Source organism: Corallococcus exercitus (assembly GCF_042231735.1).
GTDB lineage: Bacteria > Myxococcota > Myxococcia > Myxococcales > Myxococcaceae > Corallococcus > Corallococcus exercitus_B.
Genome location: NZ_CP102577.1, coordinates 2,297,454 through 2,313,554, shown reverse-complemented (window position 1 = coordinate 2,313,554; position 16,101 = coordinate 2,297,454). Strand labels below are relative to the sequence as shown.

Below are 16,101 nucleotides of genomic sequence, written 5' to 3'. Positions count from 1 at the left end.
CTCGAGCCGCTCCACCCCAACGCCCGAGTGAACGCCGCCTTGAAGCCCTCCGTTGCCAGGACGCCCGTGCTCACCGCCGTGTCCGACGAGCCCCGCCACCCTCCCGTCGCCGACGAGCCCCGCGCCCGGGTCCTGCTGGTGGATGACGTCCCCGCGAACCTGCTCGCCCTGGAGGGCATCCTGGAGCCGCTCGGCCAGCACCTGGTGTCCGTGCGCTCCGGCGACGAGGCGCTGAAGGCGCTGCTCTTGGACGAGTACGCGTGCGTGCTGATGGACGTGCAGATGCCGGGGCTGGACGGCCTGGAGACGGCGCGGCTCATCCGCACCCGCGAGCGCACGAAGCACCTGCCCATCCTCTTCATCACCGCGCTCAGCCGCGAGGCGGCCTACGTCACCCGGGGCTACGAGTACGGCGCGGTGGACTACCTGCTCAAGCCCGTGGACCCGGACATCCTGCGCGCCAAGGTGTCGGTGTTCGTGGAGCTGTACCTGCGCGGGGAGAAGCTGCGGCGGCAGGCGCTGGAGCTGGCGGAGCGCCGGCGCGTGGAGGAGGAGCTGCAGCGCGCGACGGAGCTGGAGCAGCAGCTGGTGGGAATCGTGGGACACGACATCCGCACGCCGCTGGCGGCCATCCTCACCACCGCCCAGGCCCAGCTGTCCCGCGAGCCGCTGCCGGACGCCCAGCGCAAGGCGTTCGAGCGCGTGGCCCGCGGCGGCGAGCGCATCCAGCGCATCGTGGACCAGCTGCTGGACTTCACCCGCGCGCGCGTGGGCGGAGGCATCCCGGTGGTGCCGGGCGCCGGAGACCTCAACGAGCTGTGCCGCAAGGTCACGGACGAGCTGCGCGCCGCGAGGCCCGAGCGCGCCATCCACTGCGACTTCGCCCACGACAGCCTCCCGGGCGTGTGGGACCTGGACCGGCTGGCGCAGGTGGTGGCCAACCTCCTGGACAACGCGCTCAAGTACAGCCCGCGAGACACCCCCGTGCGCCTGCGCACCTACGAGCAGGGCGTGGACACCGTCTACCTGGAGGTCCAGAACGCCGGGGCCCCCATCCCCGCGCACGTGCTGCCCACGCTCTTCCAGCCCTTCCGCCGCGGAGACGGTCCGGGGCAGCGTGAAAGCCTGGGCCTGGGGCTCTACATCGCGCGCAGCATCGTGGAGGCCCACGGCGGCACCCTCCGGGTGGAATCAACCCCAGAGGTGGGTACGGTTTTCTCCCTCTGCCTGCCACGTCAGGCTTTGGCGGACGGGCGCGCGCATTCTCCCTGTGCGAGTTTCGCTGCACCGATGACGGCCTGAAACACAAGGCCGGTCGCGTCACGGACAATGCATTGCAGTGATGGCTGATTCCTCCACCTGAAAGCCATACAACAATCCGTCCACATCAAAACCTCTCAATACATGAGGCAGATATGTGGAGGGTTTGCTACAATGCCAGACGTCCGGGAGGCGATCCGTCCGGACTCAAATAGTGTCCGCTTTGGGGAGGGTGCGCGACAATGAACGACAACTCGACGTGGATTCCCGTGGATGGAAGCGACCCGATTCGTGCGTGGGTGCGACGCCCCGCCTCTGGGACGGGTCCGGGCCTGCTGCTGCTGATGGTGGAGGCGTTCGAGGGGAACGCGCACCTGAAGCTGATGGCCGAGCGGTTCAGTGAAGAGGGCTACGTGGTGGTGGTGCCGGACCTCGCCTCGCGCGGAGAGCCGGAGGAGATGGACCTGAAGCCGGTGGTGGCCTGGACGCGCGCGCTGCCGGAGGTGGTGGGCCTGCGGGGCAAGAAGCAGGTGGGCGCGCTGGGCTACGGCCTGGGCGGGACGCTGGCCGCGCAGCTGGCGGTGCACGCGCACGTGGACTGCGCGGTGGCCTACTGCGCGCCGGGGATGGAGGACGTGCTCTCGCAGGGCGGTGAGAACGCGGCCCCCGTGGTGCTCCACTACGCGGAGTGGGACGGCTTCGTGCCGCCGGCCGCGGTGGCGCGGGTGAAGCAGCACGTCGGCATCGACGTGGAGCTGTACGTGTACCAGGGCGTGCGCCACGGCTTCTTCCGCGAGGGGTCCCCGGCCTACAACCGGCCCTCGCTGATGACGGCGCACACGCGCACCCTCGCGCTGCTCAAGCGGGTGATGGGGCCGCGCTACGACCTGGCCGCGCTGTGGGACAAGCACACGGAGCTGGAGTTCGCCGCGCGGGACGCGGACGCGACCATGAAGACCATGGTGTCGCACCCGTACGTCAACAGCGTGCCGGTGATGACGGGCGGCGTGGGCGCGGAGTACCTGCACCGCTTCTACGCGAACCACTTCGTCCACGCGAACCCCAAGGACACGAAGATGACCCTGCTGTCACGCACCGTGGGTGCGGACCGCGTGGTGGACGAGTTCATCTTCAGCTTCACCCACGACATCGAGATGGACTGGATGCTCCCGGGCATCCCGCCCACCGGGAAGTACGTGGAGGCGGCCTTCGTGGCGGTGGTGAACTTCCGCGGCGACAAGCTCTACCACGAGCACATCTACTGGGATCAGGCGTCGGTGCTGGTGCAGCTGGGCCTCATCGACCGCAAGGGCCTGCCCGTCACCGGCGGCGAGGCCGCGCGCAAGCTGCTGGATGAGACCCTCCCGTCCAACACCCTGATGGAGAAGTGGGACGAGAGCGCCCCCTCCAACCTCAAGGCCGGCTGACGCCGGGGTGACGCCCGCGCCCCGGGGTCGTGGCTACCCAGGGGCGCGGTGTCTGACTTTCACGCGCTGGGACACGCGGAGCCATTGCGCCGGCTCCGCCGGAATGTCCACAATGCGCCACCTCACTGGATGGTCCAGGGGGGCTTCGTTTCCCAGACTTCCTCTGGATTTGGCGCCGCTCCCGGATGCGACTCTCCCTGTCCCAGAAGCTCACGTTGGCGCCGCTGCTGGTGGCGCTGTTCTTCACGGCCCTCTTCTTCGGCTACCTCATCCCGCGCGTCAGCGCCGCCTTCGAGGCGCAGGGCCGGGACGTCGGGGGGGCGCTGCCCGCGGCGCTGGCGGCCACGCTGCCGGCGGCGATGCCGGGGGGCCAGACGGAGTCGCTCCAGGCGGTGCTGGAGCAGGTGGCGCGCCACCACCAGGTGGCCTACCTGGCCGTCTTCGACGGGTCCGGGCAGCTGCGCGCGGTGGCGGGCGAGTACGCCCCGGCGATGCGCGAGCTGCGCGACCGGCTGGGCCGCGCGCAGGGTGAGGCCACGTTCTACGTGCGGGACGCGGAGCTCCTGGACGTGAGCTCGCGCTTCGCGAACGGGGCGGGCAGCGTGCACGTGGGCTTCAACCGCTCGGCGGCGCGCGCGCAGGTGAAGGCCATCACCACGGGGGTGAGCGTGGTGATGCTGCTGGCGCTCGTGGCGTTCGTGGTGGTGGGCATCGTGCTGGCGCGCCGGGTGGCGGCGCCGCTGGTGCAGCTGACGGAGGCCGCCCAGCGCATCGCGGAGCACGGCGACCTGCGTGAGACGGTGCGCGTGGAGGGCACGGACGAGGTGGCCCAGCTGGCGAAGGCCTTCTCGATGATGACGGCGAAGGTGAAGGACCTGCTGCAGCAGCTGCAGGCGTCGTCGGACCTCCTGCGCGGCTCGGTGGACCACCTGAACGACTCCGCGGGCCGGCAGAACGAGATGGTGTCCCGCCACGCCGCCGCGCTGCAGGAGACGCAGGTGACGGCGCAGGAGATCCGCCAGACGTCGGTGGTGGCGTCGCGCGCGGCGGAGACGGTCATCGACGTGGCGGAGCGCGCGGAGGTGCTGGGCAAGACGGGCGAGATCGCCATCACGGAGAGCATCGAGGGCATGGTGGCCCTGCGCGCCCAGGTGGAGCAGATCGCCGAGCGCATCATGGCGCTGGGCGAGCGCACCGAGCAGATCTCCGGCATCACGGAGACGGTGAAGGACCTGGCGGACCAGTCCCACCTGCTGGCGGTGAACGCGGCCATCGAGGCGGCGCGCTCCGGGGAGCACGGCAAGGGCTTCGCGGTGGTGGCCCGGGAGATCCGCGGCCTGGCGGACCAGTCCATCCGCGCCACGAACCAGGTGCGCAGCATCCTGGCGGACATCAGCACCGCCATCTTCGCCACGGTGGAAATCACGGCGGCGGGCACGCAGCGCATGGAGACGGGCCTCGCGCAGGTGCGCACGTCCGGGGACACGCTGCGCCAGCTGTCCTCCATCGTGCGCGACAGCGTGGTGTCCGCCCGTCAGATCTCCAATACGGTGAACCAGCAGGCCACCGGCATCGAGCAGATCTTCACCGCCGTGAACGAGCTCAACACGGTGATGGGCGACACGGTGAAGCGCATCTCCACCACCAGTGAGTCCGCCGTGTCGCTCAAGCTCCTGTCGGAGCGCGTGGCGGCGATGGTGCGCGACTACCGGCTGTAGCCGGGCGGAGGCGGGGCAGGAACCGCTCCACCACCTGGGCCACGGTGCGCGTGGTGGCGGCGCCGGGTTCGTTCACCCGGGCCGCGAGGAAGGCGGCGCCCAGCCGGGCCACGGACGACACGACGAAGAGGACGTGCAGGTTCACCCACAGGTGGCCGCCCAGCATGAACTGCTGGGGCACCTGGGCCGCCAGCGCCCCACCCAGGGCCGCCGCCGCCGCGTAGGCCAGCCCGCCCGCGGTGGCGAACGCCGCCAGGTAGAAGGGCCGGCCCCGGCGCGGCGCCACCGTGAGGGGCAGCGCGAAGATGGCCAGGCCGTGGCCGCTCCACAGCGAGCCCGCCAGGAGCACGTCGAACAAGAGCGGCCAGAGCGTCCCCGCCGTGGGCAACAGCCACAGCATGGGGATGGCGCTGATGCCCAGCGAGCAGCACATCAGCACGGGCTGTGCGCCCAGCCGGTCGATGGCGCGGCCCCACAGGGGCGCCGTCAGCACGCGCACCCCGGCCACCGCCGCCGCGTGCAGCGCCATGATGACGAAGGTCATCTTGAGGTTCTGCAGGCTGTGCAGCGCGAAGAAGGGCGCGGACACGCCCACCGCCGCGTTCCACGCCACCTGGTACAGCAGCACGCGGCGCGCGCCGTCGTCCTTCCAGGGCAGGAGCGCCGCCTTGAGCTCCAGCTTCGGCGCGGTGCCCGGGGGCGCGGGGTCATGCTGCGCGGCCATCATCAGCGTGGTGACGACGCCCATGACGCACGCGGCGAGCGCCAGCAGCGGCAGCGCCATGCCCACCCCTTCCAGCCCCTTGAGCCGGTCCATCAGCAGGCCCGCGGTGAGGGACGCGGCGGTGCCCATCAGCGTGGTGAGCGCGGTGCGCTTGCCGAAGAAGCGGCCCCGCACGGCGCTGGGGACCAGCTCCCCCATCCACGCCACCCAGGCGTTGTTGCCCACCACGGCCAGCACCGCGGAGGCCCCCGCCACGGCGAGCAGCAGGTGCTGCTGCCCCTCCAGGGACAGGCCCAGCCACGGAATCAACGCCATGGGCAGGAGCGCGAGCCGGGACAGGCACACCGCCGTCAGCGCCACCCGCCGGTGGCCGAAGCAGAGGGTGAGCCACGCGGCGGGGAACTGCACGAATTGCGCGAAGAACGGCAGCGCCGTCATCACGCCCACCAGGAAGGGCCCCAGCTTCAGCGCGATGGCCCACGCGGTGAGCACCGTGGGGCCCGCGCACGCGGTGAAGACCTCCGCGAACATCCCCTCCACGACGGACACCCGCAGGGACGCGCGCAGCCGCCGGTGCAGGGGCAGGCTCCGGTGGCCGTCCGGGGGAGGGGGGGCTCCCAGGAGGGGCGCGGACGAGCCGGGCAGCGAGGCGCCAGGGCGGAAGAGGGGGACGCCGGTGGCGAGGGAGGCGAAGCTCTGGACGAGGCGGCGACGGAGGGCGGCGGACACTGGGGTTCGTTTCCCATGGCCGTGCATTCCCTCTCAATCGGACCCCAAAGCGTCCGTCAGGGCCGGCCGGACACCAACCGGGCTTATCCATCGCTTTCCACCCGCTGTCCGTCCGCTTGGAGAGCAAGAGGGATTCAGGTGCAGTTCACGCGGTCTTGAACTATATGAACGGCCCGGAAGGAGACCGCGCACATGGATGTCGCTCACGAGCTGACGGAGTTTCTGGGGCAGGTGGAGCAGCGTCTGACCGAATTGCTCGCGGATGGCGACGTCGGGCCGGACGTGAAGGGCGACACGCTGATGGATGCGGCGCGCCACCTGTGCCTGGGTGCCGGAGGCAAGCGGGCGCGTCCCATGCTCGTCCGCCTGTTCGGCGGCGTCGTGGGGGTGCCGGCCGCGCGGCTGGTGGACGTGGGCGTGGCGGCGGAGATGATCCACTCGGCCAGCCTGCTGCATGACGACGTGGTGGACGCGGGTATGTTCCGCCGCGGCCGCCCGACGGTGAACGCGCGCTGGGGCAACATCGTCGCGGTGATGAGCGGCGACCTCATCCTGTCCACGGCGCTCTCGCGGCTGTCCATGCTGGACGCGCGCCTGGTGCAGAGCGGCCTGGCCATCGTCACGGAGATGACCCGCGCGGCCATCGCGGAGGTGGAGGCGCGAGGCGACCTGAACCTGCCGCTCACGCGGCTGCGCTACATCGCCGAGGGCAAGACGGGGTCGCTGTTCGGCTGGTGCGGCAAGGCGGCCGCGACGCTGGCGGACCAGCCGGAGGCGCAGGCGCGCTTCGACGCCTTCGGCCGGCACCTGGGCGTGGCGTTCCAGATCGCCGACGACATCCGCGACATCCTGGGCACGGACGTGGGCAAGCCCCGGTACGCGGACGTGCACTCGCGCACGCCGTCGCTGCCCATCCTGCTGGCGGTGTCGCGGGACGAGTCCCTGCGCCGCAAGCTCAAGGACGCGTGGGCGTTCTCCGTCATCACCCCGGAGCGCACCCGGGAGATTGGCGCCGCCATCGAGGCCACCGGCGCGGTGGAGGCGTCCATGGAGATGATGAACGCTGAAATCGGCGCGGCGCTCGACAAGCTGGGGCCCTTCGCCAACGACGCCGCGGGCGCGGAGCTGATGAGCTGGGCGCACCGGCTGTCGGAGGGCATCGCGCAGCAGGTGAAAGGGCGCGCTGCGTGAAGGGCTACCTGTGGACGGGGGGGGATCCCGGGAGCCAGAAGACCCTCGCGCCGCCGGAGCACGGCCGGCTGGCGCCCTGGGAGGCCATCGCGGTGGAGGCGGTGGGCAACGTCATCGAGTTCTGGGGCTTCAAGCGCAACCAGGGCCGGGTGTGGGGCCTGCTGTACCTGCGCGGCGAGCCGCTGACCGCCGGTGAGATTGAGCGCGAGCTGGAGCTGTCCAAGGGCGGCGTGTCCATGCTGCTGCGCGACCTGGAGCACTGGGGTGTCGTCCAGCGGGTGCGCGTGCCGCAGGACACGGTGTGGCGCTACGCGGCGGAGACGGACCTGGTGCGGATGGTGACGCACGTGGTGGAGGAGCGCGAGGCGGCCTTCGTCACCCGCATCCGCGCGGACCTGTCCGAGGCGCGCCGGCTGGCGGAGGTCGCGGGCGGCGTGCAGCCGGAGAAGCTGCGGCGGCTGGAGCGCATGGCCGTCCTGGCCGAGCACGTGGAGCGCGCGCTGCGGCTGTTCATCAAGACGTCCCGCCTGGACGTGGGAGGGGTGCTCGGCGCGTTCCGCGACGGCGCCCTCGCACGCAAGGGCGAGCGGTAGGCAAGACGAGGGCACACGCATGGATTCGCACTACGACCAGGTGATGAAGGCGCGCGAGCAGGCGGACGCGAACGCCCCCCGGCGCTACTTCGCGTACTCGACCATCCTGGACCGGGCCGCCTTCGACGAGTGGAAGCACCAGCACAGCTACGGCTTCTTCGAGCTGCCGGAAGGCCGGCTCGCCGAGGCGCTGGACGTGGACCTCGTCTACGACTTCCCCTCGCGCTGGTGGGGCGGCCGGGTGGCGGGCCTCACGGACGCGCCGGGCGCGCGGGTGTACGGCCGGCTCTTCGAGATTCCGGGCAAGGACTGGCCCATCGTCCAGCACAAGGAGGGCTTCGTCACCAGCATGTGCGTGGAGCGCACGGTGCGCGTGCGCGTGGACGGCCAGGAGGTGGAGGCCACCGCGTTCGTGACCAACCCGCGCCGCGCGTCGTCGGACGGGCCGGTGAGCCCGCGCTTCGTGGAGGCGCTGGTGCGTGGCGCCAGGAGCGCCGGGCTGCCCGCGGACTACGTGGAGAAGCTGGCGCGCGGCGAGACGCGCTGACGGCCCCGCCGCGCCGCCGGACTCAAGGCAGGGTGAGGGGCGCGACGCGGTAGAGCGCCCCGGCCTGGTCGTCGCTGACGATGAAGCCCCCGCCCGGCGCCAGGGCCACGTCCACCGGCCGGCCCCAGACGCTCTGGTCCGGGTGGATGAAGCCGGTGACGACGTCCACCTCGCCCGTGGGCTGGTGGGTGGCCAGGTCCCACGGGAAGACGGTGACCTTGTAGCCGGTCCGCACCGTGCGGTTCCACGAGCCGTGGTAGGCGACGAGCGCGCCGCGCTTCCAGGCCGGGTTGAGCTCCCCGTTGTCGAAGAACGTCAGGCCCAGGGGCGCCGAGTGCGCCTGGATGCCCTGGTCCGTCCGGTCCAACGCCGCGCAGTCCGCCTGGGAGCCGTCCCGGTTCATGTCGTAGTCGCGGTCCAGGGGCATGTGCTTCAGGCCGCTGGCCGTGTCCGGGTTGGAGTTGCAGAAGGGCCAGCCGTAGTGGCCCCCCTGGCGCACGGAGGTGAGGGCCTCCGGCGGGTGGTTGTCCACGTACTCGGGAATCACCTGGCCGTACTGGCCGGTGCCGTCGTCGAACGGGTAGGGCGTGTTGTCGCGGTTGTTGACCGTCACCCACAGCGTGTCCGTGCCCGGCTCCCACGCCAGCCCTTCCGCGTTGCGCAGGCCCCGCGCGAACAGCTCGCGCGAGCCGCCGCTCCAGTCCCACCGGTAGATGGCGCCGCGCAGCGGGTCGCTGGTGGTGTCGCTCAGGCACACGTTGCAGGTGGACGCGATGGCCACGTACACGCGGTGCTGGGAGTCCACCGCGAGGTTCTTGAGCTCGTGGCCGTAGGCGCCGTGCAGCTCCGGCAGGGACGCGTCCGGCAGCCCGGAGACGACCGCCTCCACCGCGCCGCGCGTCGTCTCCCCGGCCGTCCAGCGCGAGCGCGTGACGCGGTCCTTCTCCGCCAGGAAGACCCACACCTGCCCGTCGCGCTCATGGAAGACGATGTCGTGGGGCCGGCCCAGGCCGCCCGCCCACTGCGTCACCTCCGGCGCCTGGCCCGCGCGGGGACGCACCTGCATCACCTGGCCCTGGCCGGGCACGGAGACGAGCAGGGTGCCCTCCGGCGAGAACGCGATGAAGCGCGCGCCCGGCACCCGCGCCCAGACCGACACGGACATGCCTGATGGGATGTTCAGGGAGCGCGGCACGTTGAACGGCGCGCCCCGCATGCCCTCCGGAACCTGGACCTCCGTGCCCTGGAGCGTCCATCCGGGAGGCGGGCCCGCGTCCGGGGACACGCCCGCGTCGGTGACGCCCGCGTCCACCACGCCCGGGTCCTGGGTCGAGGGGGAGGGCTCGGGAGCGTTGGAGCGGCAGCCCGACTGCAAGGACGCCAACCCCAGGAAGGTCGTCAGCACGAGTGGTAGCCGCATGGTCCCATTTTCCCAGCCGGGGGTTCGGAGGGAAGGCGGCCGGATACCGGCCCTCCCTCCACTGAACGGAACCTGAACAAACCTTCAGCCAGTTTTTCCGCGGCCCCGAGCGCCCCTGAACGGACCTGAACAAATCTTCAGCCATTTTCGCCGCGCCGACAAAGGGCCATGCCTACATGAACGGAATGGCAGTGGCCGGCCCATGCATGAAACATTGAGACAATCAAATACATATATTGACAATGAATGTCATTGATTGTCTTTGTCTTGGTGTTTCATGTCTGTGTTTCATGTGTTGGCTGCTGGCCTCCGGATCAGAACGGCGCGGACCGGGCTTGACGGCGGCAGGGCGTTGTGGCCTCATGACTTTGATTTCGATAATCAAAATCAACTGGAGGTCGCGATGCTCGGTCAGGGATGCTGCAGGGAGGTGCTGGCGCGAGGCCCGTGCGCGGAGGTGACGCGGTGCAGCTGTGGGCACATCCACCTGGCGGTGGGGCCCGTGACCCTTCGCCTGGAGGAGGACGTCCTGCGCGCGCTGGGCCACACCCTGGTGGAGGCCATCCAGCAGCTGGAGGTGCCGCACGCGCCCGCGCACCCGGCCGAGGCGTCCGAGCCGCAGGCCCCCGCCGCCGCCCACGGGGCGCCCACCGGCGGGTGGAAGCAGTGAGCCTCCGGGGCACGCTCCGCTGGGGCGGCTTCGAGCGCTCCGCGAGGGACCGGCGCCTGCCGTCCGCGGCCACGGCCTCCGTGGACCCTCCGTCCACGCAGCGGCTGTCGCTGCGGCTGGAGGAGGGGACGGGCATGGCGCGGCGCCAGGCGGAGCAGTCCCCCTTCCTGGAGGCGCTCTTCCATGGCTCGTGGAACGGCGGCGTCTATGGCCAGTTCGTGCGGGCCCGCCACTACGTGAACCACCTGCGCCAGCTGCACGTCGTCTACGAGGCGCTGGAGTCCGTGCTGCCGGCGCTGAAGGACGGCCCGCTCACGCGGGTGCTGCGGCTGCCGGAGCTTCGGCGGGCCTCCGCGCTGGCGGCGGACCTGGACTGGTTCTGCGGCGACACGCGCACGAAGCCCTTCGCCTGCGCGGAGACGCGGCTGCACGCCGAGCGCATCCACGAGGTGGCGGCGGAGGCCCCGCACCTGCTCATCGCCCATGCCTGGGCGCGCTGCGTGCAGGACCTCTTCACCGCGCCCCAGCGCTCGGCGCTCATCGCTCGCGCGTTCGAGCTGGAGAACGGCCGGGGCACGGCCTTCTACAACGCGGTGTCCGCCGCGGAGCTGCTCGCCTTCCAGGCCCGGCTGACGGCCCGCCTGGACGCGGTGGCGCTGACGGAGGGCGAGGCGCAGGAGGTGGTCCAGGAAGCACGGCTGGCCTTCCGCATCCAGGCGCTCATCTGCGACGAGCTGGCGCGGGATGCACCGGGGCTCGAGGTGCTGGGCGGCAGCCCCGGGTAGGGTGGACCTGAACCCACGGTGGAGGGGGGCCGACCCCACGGGTCACCTCCTCGGCTGGGAGGGCGATATGTCGTTTCGTGACAGGCAAGCTAGGATGGCAGATCGTGACACTCCAGATGACCTCCAATATCGATCGCCGCGCCTTCCCCCGCATCCACGCGCCCCTCTATTCGCGTCCTGCGCGAATGAAGGTCGGCGAGAAGAAGCAGGTGCTCGACGTCAGCCTTGGAGGCGCGCGCATCTACTCCGATGATCCCCAGGACGTGGGCTCGCGGTTGGATCTGGAGTTGTTCCTGCCGGACGGCAGCTCGGTGGAATGTACGGCGCGCATCGTCTGGGCCATCAAGCTGCCCAAGGACGCCGTGGCCCGCTTCGAGGTCGGCCTGTCCTTCATCGACGTGCCGGAAGCCGTCCTGGCGCGCCTGAAGACGGTGCTCGTCACGGATGAAACATAGACGACCCTGACGCGGTCACCCGGCGCCAGGGCCCGTCTTGCATTGAAACAACCCGCGCTACCGCGACGACGCGCTGTCCAGCTCGCGCAGGTCTTCGGCTTCCATCTTCAGGGAGAAGGCCCCGAGCAGCTCCTTCACCTGCGGCACGGACGTGGCGCTGGCGATGGGCGCCACCACCGTGGGCCGTGTCGCAAGCCACGCGAGCGCCACCTGCGACGGCGTGGCCCCCCGGCGCTCCGCCACCTTCTTCAGCGCGGCGACGACGCCCCAGCCCTTCGCGTTGCCGTACTTCTTGAGCACGTTGCCCGCGCGCGGCGAGGCCGGCGCCGGCTGCCCCTCCTGGTACTTGCCGGTGAGGAAGCCCGCGGCCAGTCCGAAGTAGGGCGCCACGGCGAGGCCCTCCTTCTCACTCACCTGCTGAAGCGCCCCCTCGAACTTCGGGCGCTCCACCAGGTTGTACTCCGGCTGAATCACCTGGTAGCGCGTAAGCCCCAGCCGCTTCTGCGTGTCCAGCGCTTCCTGGGCGCGCTCCGCCGAGTGGTTGCTCAGGCCCAGCGCCTTCACCTTGCCCGCCTTCACCAGCGCGTCGAAGGCGCGGAGCGTCTCCTCCAGGGGCGTGTTGGGGTCGTCGTAGTGCGAGTAGTACAGGTCGATGCGCTCCACGCCCAGCCGGCGCAGGGACGCGTCCACGCTCTTCTCGATGTGCTCGCGCGTGAGGCCCTTGCCCAGCGCCGTCTCCGCGCCGACCTTCGTGGCCACCACCAGGCGGTCCTTCGCCTTGCGCGAGGCGATCCACCTGCCCAGCACCGTCTCGGACTCGCCGCCCACGTGGCCGGGGATCCACCGCGAGTACACGTCCGCGGTGTCCACGAAGTCGCCGCCGCCCTCGACGAAGGCATCGAGCACGGCGAACGAGGTCGCCTCGTCCGCCGTCCAGCCGAAGACGTTCCCGCCCAGACACAGCGGGAACACCTCCAGGCCCGTCGCTCCCAGCTTCCGCTTCGCCGCCATGCCTCAGGTCCTTCCGGTGAGGCCGGGGGGCTCTACCCCGGCGTGAACCACACCACCGACAGCGGGGGCAGGGTGAGCGCCGCGGACGCCGGCTGGCCGTCCCAGCCCGTCGCTTCCGTGTGCACCTGGCCCCGGTTGCCCAGGCCGCTGCCGCCGTACTCCCCGGCGTCGGTGTTGACCAGCTCCACGTAACGGCCGTGGAGCGGGAAGCCCACGCGATAATCCTCGCGCGGCACCGGCGACAGGTTGGCCACGCACACGACGTGACGTCCGGGCGTGCGCGAGCGGCGCACGAAGGCCAGCACGTTCGCCGCGGAGGCGTCCGGCTGCAGCCACTGGAAGCCCACCGGCTCGCTGTCGGAGTCGTAGAGCGCGGGCAGGTCGCGGTAGATGCGGTTCAGGTCGCCCACCAGCTTCTGGATGCCCTTGTGGCCCGGGTCGTGGAGCAGGTGCCAGTCCAGGCTCCTGTCGTGGTTCCACTCCGCCGGCTGGCCGAACTCACCGCCCATGAAGAGCAGCTTCTTGCCCGGGTGGGCCCACATCCACGCGAACAGCGCGCGCAGGTTGGCGCGCTTCTGCCACTCGTCACCCGGCATGCGGCCGTAGAGGCTGCCCTTGCCGTGCACCACCTCGTCGTGGCTGAGCGGCAGCATGAAGTGCTCGCTGAACGCGTACAGCAGGCCGAAGGTGAGCTGGTTGTGGTGGTACTGCCGGTAGACGGCGTCCTTTGAGAAGTACGACAGCGTGTCGTGCATCCAGCCCATGTTCCACTTGAAGTGGAAGCCCAGGCCGCCCTCGCTGACGGGCTGGCTCACCTTGGGCCACGCGGTGGACTCCTCCGCGATGACCACCACGCCCGGGTGCTTGCGGCGGATGGTGTCGTTGAGCTCGCGCAGGAACTGGATGGCCTCCTCGTTCTCGCGGCCGCCCCAGCGGTTGGGGATCCACTCGCCCTGCTTGCGGCTGTAGTCCAGGTAGAGCATGGAGGCCACCGCGTCCACGCGCAGCCCGTCGATGTGGTACTCCTCCAGCCAGAACAGCGCGTTGGCGATGAGGAAGTTGCGCACCTCGTTGCGGCCGAAGTTGAAGACGAGCGTGCCCCAGTCCGGCTGCGCGCCCTTGCGCGGGTCCGCGTGCTCGTAGAGGGACGTGCCGTCGAAGTTGCCCAGCGCGTGGCTGTCGCGCGGGAAGTGGCCCGGCACCCAGTCCACGATGATGCCGATGCCCTCCTGGTGCAGGTAGTCCACCAGGTAGCGGAAGTCGTCCGGGTGGCCGAAGCGCGACGTGGGCGCGTAGTAGCCGCCCACCTGGTAGCCCCAGGAGCCGCCGTAGGGGTGCTCCGACACGGGCAACAGCTCCACGTGCGTGAAGCCCGTCTCCTTCACGTAGCGCGACAGCTCCGGCGCCAGCTCGCGGTAGGTCATGGGCCGGTCGCCGTCCTCCACCACGCGGCGCCAGCTGCCCAGGTGCACCTCGTAGACGCTCCACGGGTGGTGGGCCGCGTCCACGTGCTTGCCGCGCGCCTCCAGCCATGCGCTGTCGCCCCACGCGTAGCGCTGCAGGTCATGCACCACGGACGCGGTGGCGGGCGGCGTCTCCGTGCGGAAGGCGAAGGGGTCCGCCTTGAGCAGCGCGCCCCCGCCGTGGCCGGGTCTGATTTCGAACTTGTAGCGGGTGCCCTCGCCAACCTCCGGGACGAACAGCTCCCAGATGCCGGACGAGCCCATGCGCCGCATGGCGTGCAGGCGCCCGTCCCAGCCGTTGAAGTCGCCCACCACGGACACGCCCCGGGCGGTGGGGGCCCAGACGGCGAACGACGTGCCCTTCACGCCGTTGTGGTGGATGAGGTGCGCGCCCATGCGCTCCCAGAGCCGCTCGTGGCGGCCCTCGCCGGCGAAGTACAGGTCCATCTCACCGATGGTGGGCAGGAAGCTGTACGGGTCGCGCAGCGTGAAGACCTTCTTGCCCGGGTACTCCACCTCCAGCAGGTAGCCGAAGGGCTCCGTGCGGCCGTTGATGCGCGCCTCGAAGACGCCGCCGGTGCGGTGCACCATGGGCACCTTGCCCCCGAACTCCGGCAGGACGTGGATGGCCACGGCCTCCGGGCGGTAGGCACGCACCACCACCGCGTCGCCGTCCGGATGGACGCCCAGCATGGAGTGGGGTTCCGGATGGCGCAGCTCCACCACGCGTTGCAGCTCCGCGTCCACCTGTGCTCTGTCCGCCGGCTTCCTCACTGGGCATCCTCCATCCGCAACAGGGCCTCGACGGGGATGCGCACCCAGTCCGGCCGGTTGGCGAGTTCGTAGCGCACTTCGTACAACAGCTTCTCCAGCTCGAAGGCGCGCAACATCACGTCGAAGGCTTCATCGGTTTCGGGCAGGAAGGTCGCCCCGCGCGTCGCCTGTCGGTAGCCCTCCAGGAACGCTTCGCGGGTGGGGCCCACGCGCCCGCGCGGCTGGCCGCCTTCCAGCGACACCGTGGCCTCCGCGTAGTCAAAGGAGCGGATCATCCCCGCCACGTCGCGCAGCGCGCTGTACTTCTCCCGGCGCGCGGTGAAGGAGCGGGACGGCTCACCCTCGAAGTCGAAGAAGAGCCACTGGTCCTGCGAGCGCAGCACCTGGCCCAGGTGCAGGTCGCCGTGGATGCGGATCTTCTGGCCGGAGGGCGCCACGTGCGCCAGCTTCTTCGCGTACGCGATGAGCCCCTCGCGCCGGCCCTCCAGGTCCGCGTGCAGCCGCCCGGCGTCCGCCAGCGTCACGCCCAATTCGCCCACGATGGACGCGCTCCAGCGCTGCAGGTCCTCCTGGAGCAGCGGCTCCGGGGAGAAGGCCAGGTCCTCCGGCCCCGCGGAGGCGAACGCCTTGTGCAGCTCCCCCAGGCGCGCGCCCAGCTCCCGCATCTCCCCGAGGAAGCGCTCGGAGAGCGCCTTCTCCTGGCGCAGCCGCTCCAGCGTGTACTTCCAGCCGTCCACGGCGTCCGGCACGAAGCGGTGCGCCACCGCGAGCGTCGCGCCCGCGGGCCCCTCCAGGTTCAGCGCGCCCACCAGCTGCGGCGTCGCGCGGAAGTTCGTCTTCGTCGCGAGGAAGCGGCCCACCTCGTACTCGGGGTTCACGCCGGCCTCGAGCTTGCGGATGACCTTGATGATGACCCGCTCGCCCAGCACCAGCGACGTGTTGCTCTGCTCCACGTTGAGCCGGCGCACGCTGAGCGGATCCGGCAGCGCCACGCCGCTGTCGGTGGAGGCGATCCACTCCCCCACGACGCGGCCGGAGCCGGACGACACCACCCGGCCCTCGCGGGCCAGGTTGAAGACGGCGCGCACGCAGTCGTCGTCCTCCAGGGCGCTGACCAGTCCGTCCGGCGTCTGCCGGGCCTGGAGCTGGTAGCGCTCCGGCTGCCCCAGCTCGTAGACGACTTCGATGATGGCCAGGGTGAAGGAACACGTGCCCAGCTCCATGGTCACGTGGTCCGCCACGCTGACGCTCTTGATGGGCCAGGCCTTGCCAGCGAACCAGCGCTGGTTCTTGAGGAAGTCAGGCAGCTTGGTCAGGTCCAGGGGCGTCACGCG

Annotated in this window: 14 protein-coding genes; 9 read left to right on the top strand and 5 right to left on the bottom strand. The window is 70.8% G+C overall.

Features of this window, described 5'->3' with window-relative positions:
• The first annotated feature begins 39 nt into the window (after nucleotides 1-39).
• The 3 genes from NR792_RS08635 to NR792_RS08625 all read left to right on the top strand — a co-directional run bounded on the left by NR792_RS08635 (nucleotide 40) and on the right by NR792_RS08625 (nucleotide 4,405).
• Nucleotides 40-1,302 carry an ATP-binding protein gene (locus tag NR792_RS08635; RefSeq protein WP_375759587.1) on the top strand — a complete coding sequence of 421 codons (1,263 nt, stop codon included), beginning with the start codon at nucleotides 40-42 and terminating at the stop codon, nucleotides 1,300-1,302.
• A 200-nt stretch (nucleotides 1,303-1,502) separates the two neighbouring features.
• Entirely contained in the window at nucleotides 1,503-2,687 is a 1,185-nt protein-coding gene (locus NR792_RS08630; protein ID WP_375759586.1) for an alpha/beta fold hydrolase, read from the top strand.
• Nucleotides 2,688-2,872: 185 nt separating this feature from the next.
• Nucleotides 2,873-4,405 (top strand): methyl-accepting chemotaxis protein, encoded by a 1,533-nt coding sequence (locus NR792_RS08625; RefSeq protein WP_375759585.1) that lies wholly within the window; start codon nucleotides 2,873-2,875, stop codon nucleotides 4,403-4,405.
• On the opposite strand, the gene NR792_RS08620 is transcribed toward NR792_RS08625, so the two are convergent.
• Nucleotides 4,353-5,885: an MFS transporter gene (locus NR792_RS08620; protein WP_375759584.1), complete on the bottom strand. Its 1,533-nt coding sequence runs from the start codon at nucleotides 5,883-5,885 to the stop codon at nucleotides 4,353-4,355. The genes NR792_RS08625 and NR792_RS08620 overlap by 53 nt on opposite strands.
• A 165-nt stretch (nucleotides 5,886-6,050) precedes the next feature.
• Here NR792_RS08620 and NR792_RS08615 point away from each other — a divergent pair, with 165 nt between their 5' ends.
• From NR792_RS08615 to NR792_RS08605, 3 genes are read left to right on the top strand one after another with little or no spacing between them, the layout of a single operon-like run.
• Nucleotides 6,051-7,049 (top strand): polyprenyl synthetase family protein, encoded by a 999-nt coding sequence (locus tag NR792_RS08615; RefSeq protein ID WP_375759583.1) that lies wholly within the window; start codon nucleotides 6,051-6,053, stop codon nucleotides 7,047-7,049.
• A complete protein-coding gene (locus NR792_RS08610) occupies nucleotides 7,046-7,642 on the top strand; it encodes a GbsR/MarR family transcriptional regulator (protein WP_375759582.1) in 597 nt (198 codons plus the stop codon). Before NR792_RS08615 ends, NR792_RS08610 begins: the two co-directional genes overlap by 4 nt.
• A 19-nt stretch (nucleotides 7,643-7,661) precedes the next feature.
• Complete coding sequence (locus NR792_RS08605) at nucleotides 7,662-8,189, top strand: gamma-glutamylcyclotransferase (RefSeq protein WP_120527514.1); 528 nt, start codon at nucleotides 7,662-7,664, stop codon at nucleotides 8,187-8,189.
• Nucleotides 8,190-8,211: 22 nt separating this feature from the next.
• Here NR792_RS08605 and NR792_RS08600 read toward each other — a convergent pair whose 3' ends face one another.
• Nucleotides 8,212-9,609, bottom strand: a complete 1,398-nt coding sequence (locus NR792_RS08600; RefSeq protein WP_375759581.1) for a PQQ-dependent sugar dehydrogenase — start codon at nucleotides 9,607-9,609, stop codon at nucleotides 8,212-8,214.
• A gap of 403 nt (nucleotides 9,610-10,012) precedes the next feature.
• Here NR792_RS08600 and NR792_RS08595 point away from each other — a divergent pair, with 403 nt between their 5' ends.
• The 3 genes from NR792_RS08595 (at nucleotide 10,013) to NR792_RS08585 (ending at nucleotide 11,519) form a co-directional block, all read left to right on the top strand.
• Complete coding sequence (locus NR792_RS08595; protein WP_375759580.1) at nucleotides 10,013-10,279, top strand: hypothetical protein; 267 nt, start codon at nucleotides 10,013-10,015, stop codon at nucleotides 10,277-10,279.
• Nucleotides 10,276-11,064 carry a heme oxygenase (biliverdin-producing) gene (locus NR792_RS08590; RefSeq protein WP_375759579.1) on the top strand — a complete coding sequence of 263 codons (789 nt, stop codon included), beginning with the start codon at nucleotides 10,276-10,278 and terminating at the stop codon, nucleotides 11,062-11,064. Before NR792_RS08595 ends, NR792_RS08590 begins: the two co-directional genes overlap by 4 nt.
• Before the next feature lie 104 nt (nucleotides 11,065-11,168).
• A complete protein-coding gene (locus NR792_RS08585) occupies nucleotides 11,169-11,519 on the top strand; it encodes a PilZ domain-containing protein (RefSeq protein ID WP_375759578.1) in 351 nt (116 codons plus the stop codon).
• Nucleotides 11,520-11,576: 57 nt separating this feature from the next.
• Here the strand turns inward: NR792_RS08585 and NR792_RS08580 are convergent, their stop codons facing one another.
• The 3 genes from NR792_RS08580 to NR792_RS08570 are packed head-to-tail and all read right to left on the bottom strand — an operon-like array spanning nucleotide 11,577 to nucleotide 16,098.
• Nucleotides 11,577-12,530, bottom strand: a complete 954-nt coding sequence (locus NR792_RS08580) for an aldo/keto reductase (RefSeq protein ID WP_375759577.1) — start codon at nucleotides 12,528-12,530, stop codon at nucleotides 11,577-11,579.
• A gap of 32 nt (nucleotides 12,531-12,562) precedes the next feature.
• Nucleotides 12,563-14,767: a 1,4-alpha-glucan branching protein GlgB gene (glgB, locus tag NR792_RS08575; protein WP_375759576.1), complete on the bottom strand. Its 2,205-nt coding sequence runs from the start codon at nucleotides 14,765-14,767 to the stop codon at nucleotides 12,563-12,565.
• On the bottom strand, nucleotides 14,764-16,098 hold the full coding sequence (locus NR792_RS08570; protein ID WP_375759575.1) for a phosphotransferase: 1,335 nt from the start codon (nucleotides 16,096-16,098) through the stop codon (nucleotides 14,764-14,766). The genes glgB and NR792_RS08570 overlap by 4 nt, the downstream gene beginning before the upstream one ends.
• Nucleotides 16,099-16,101 lie beyond the last annotated feature (3 nt).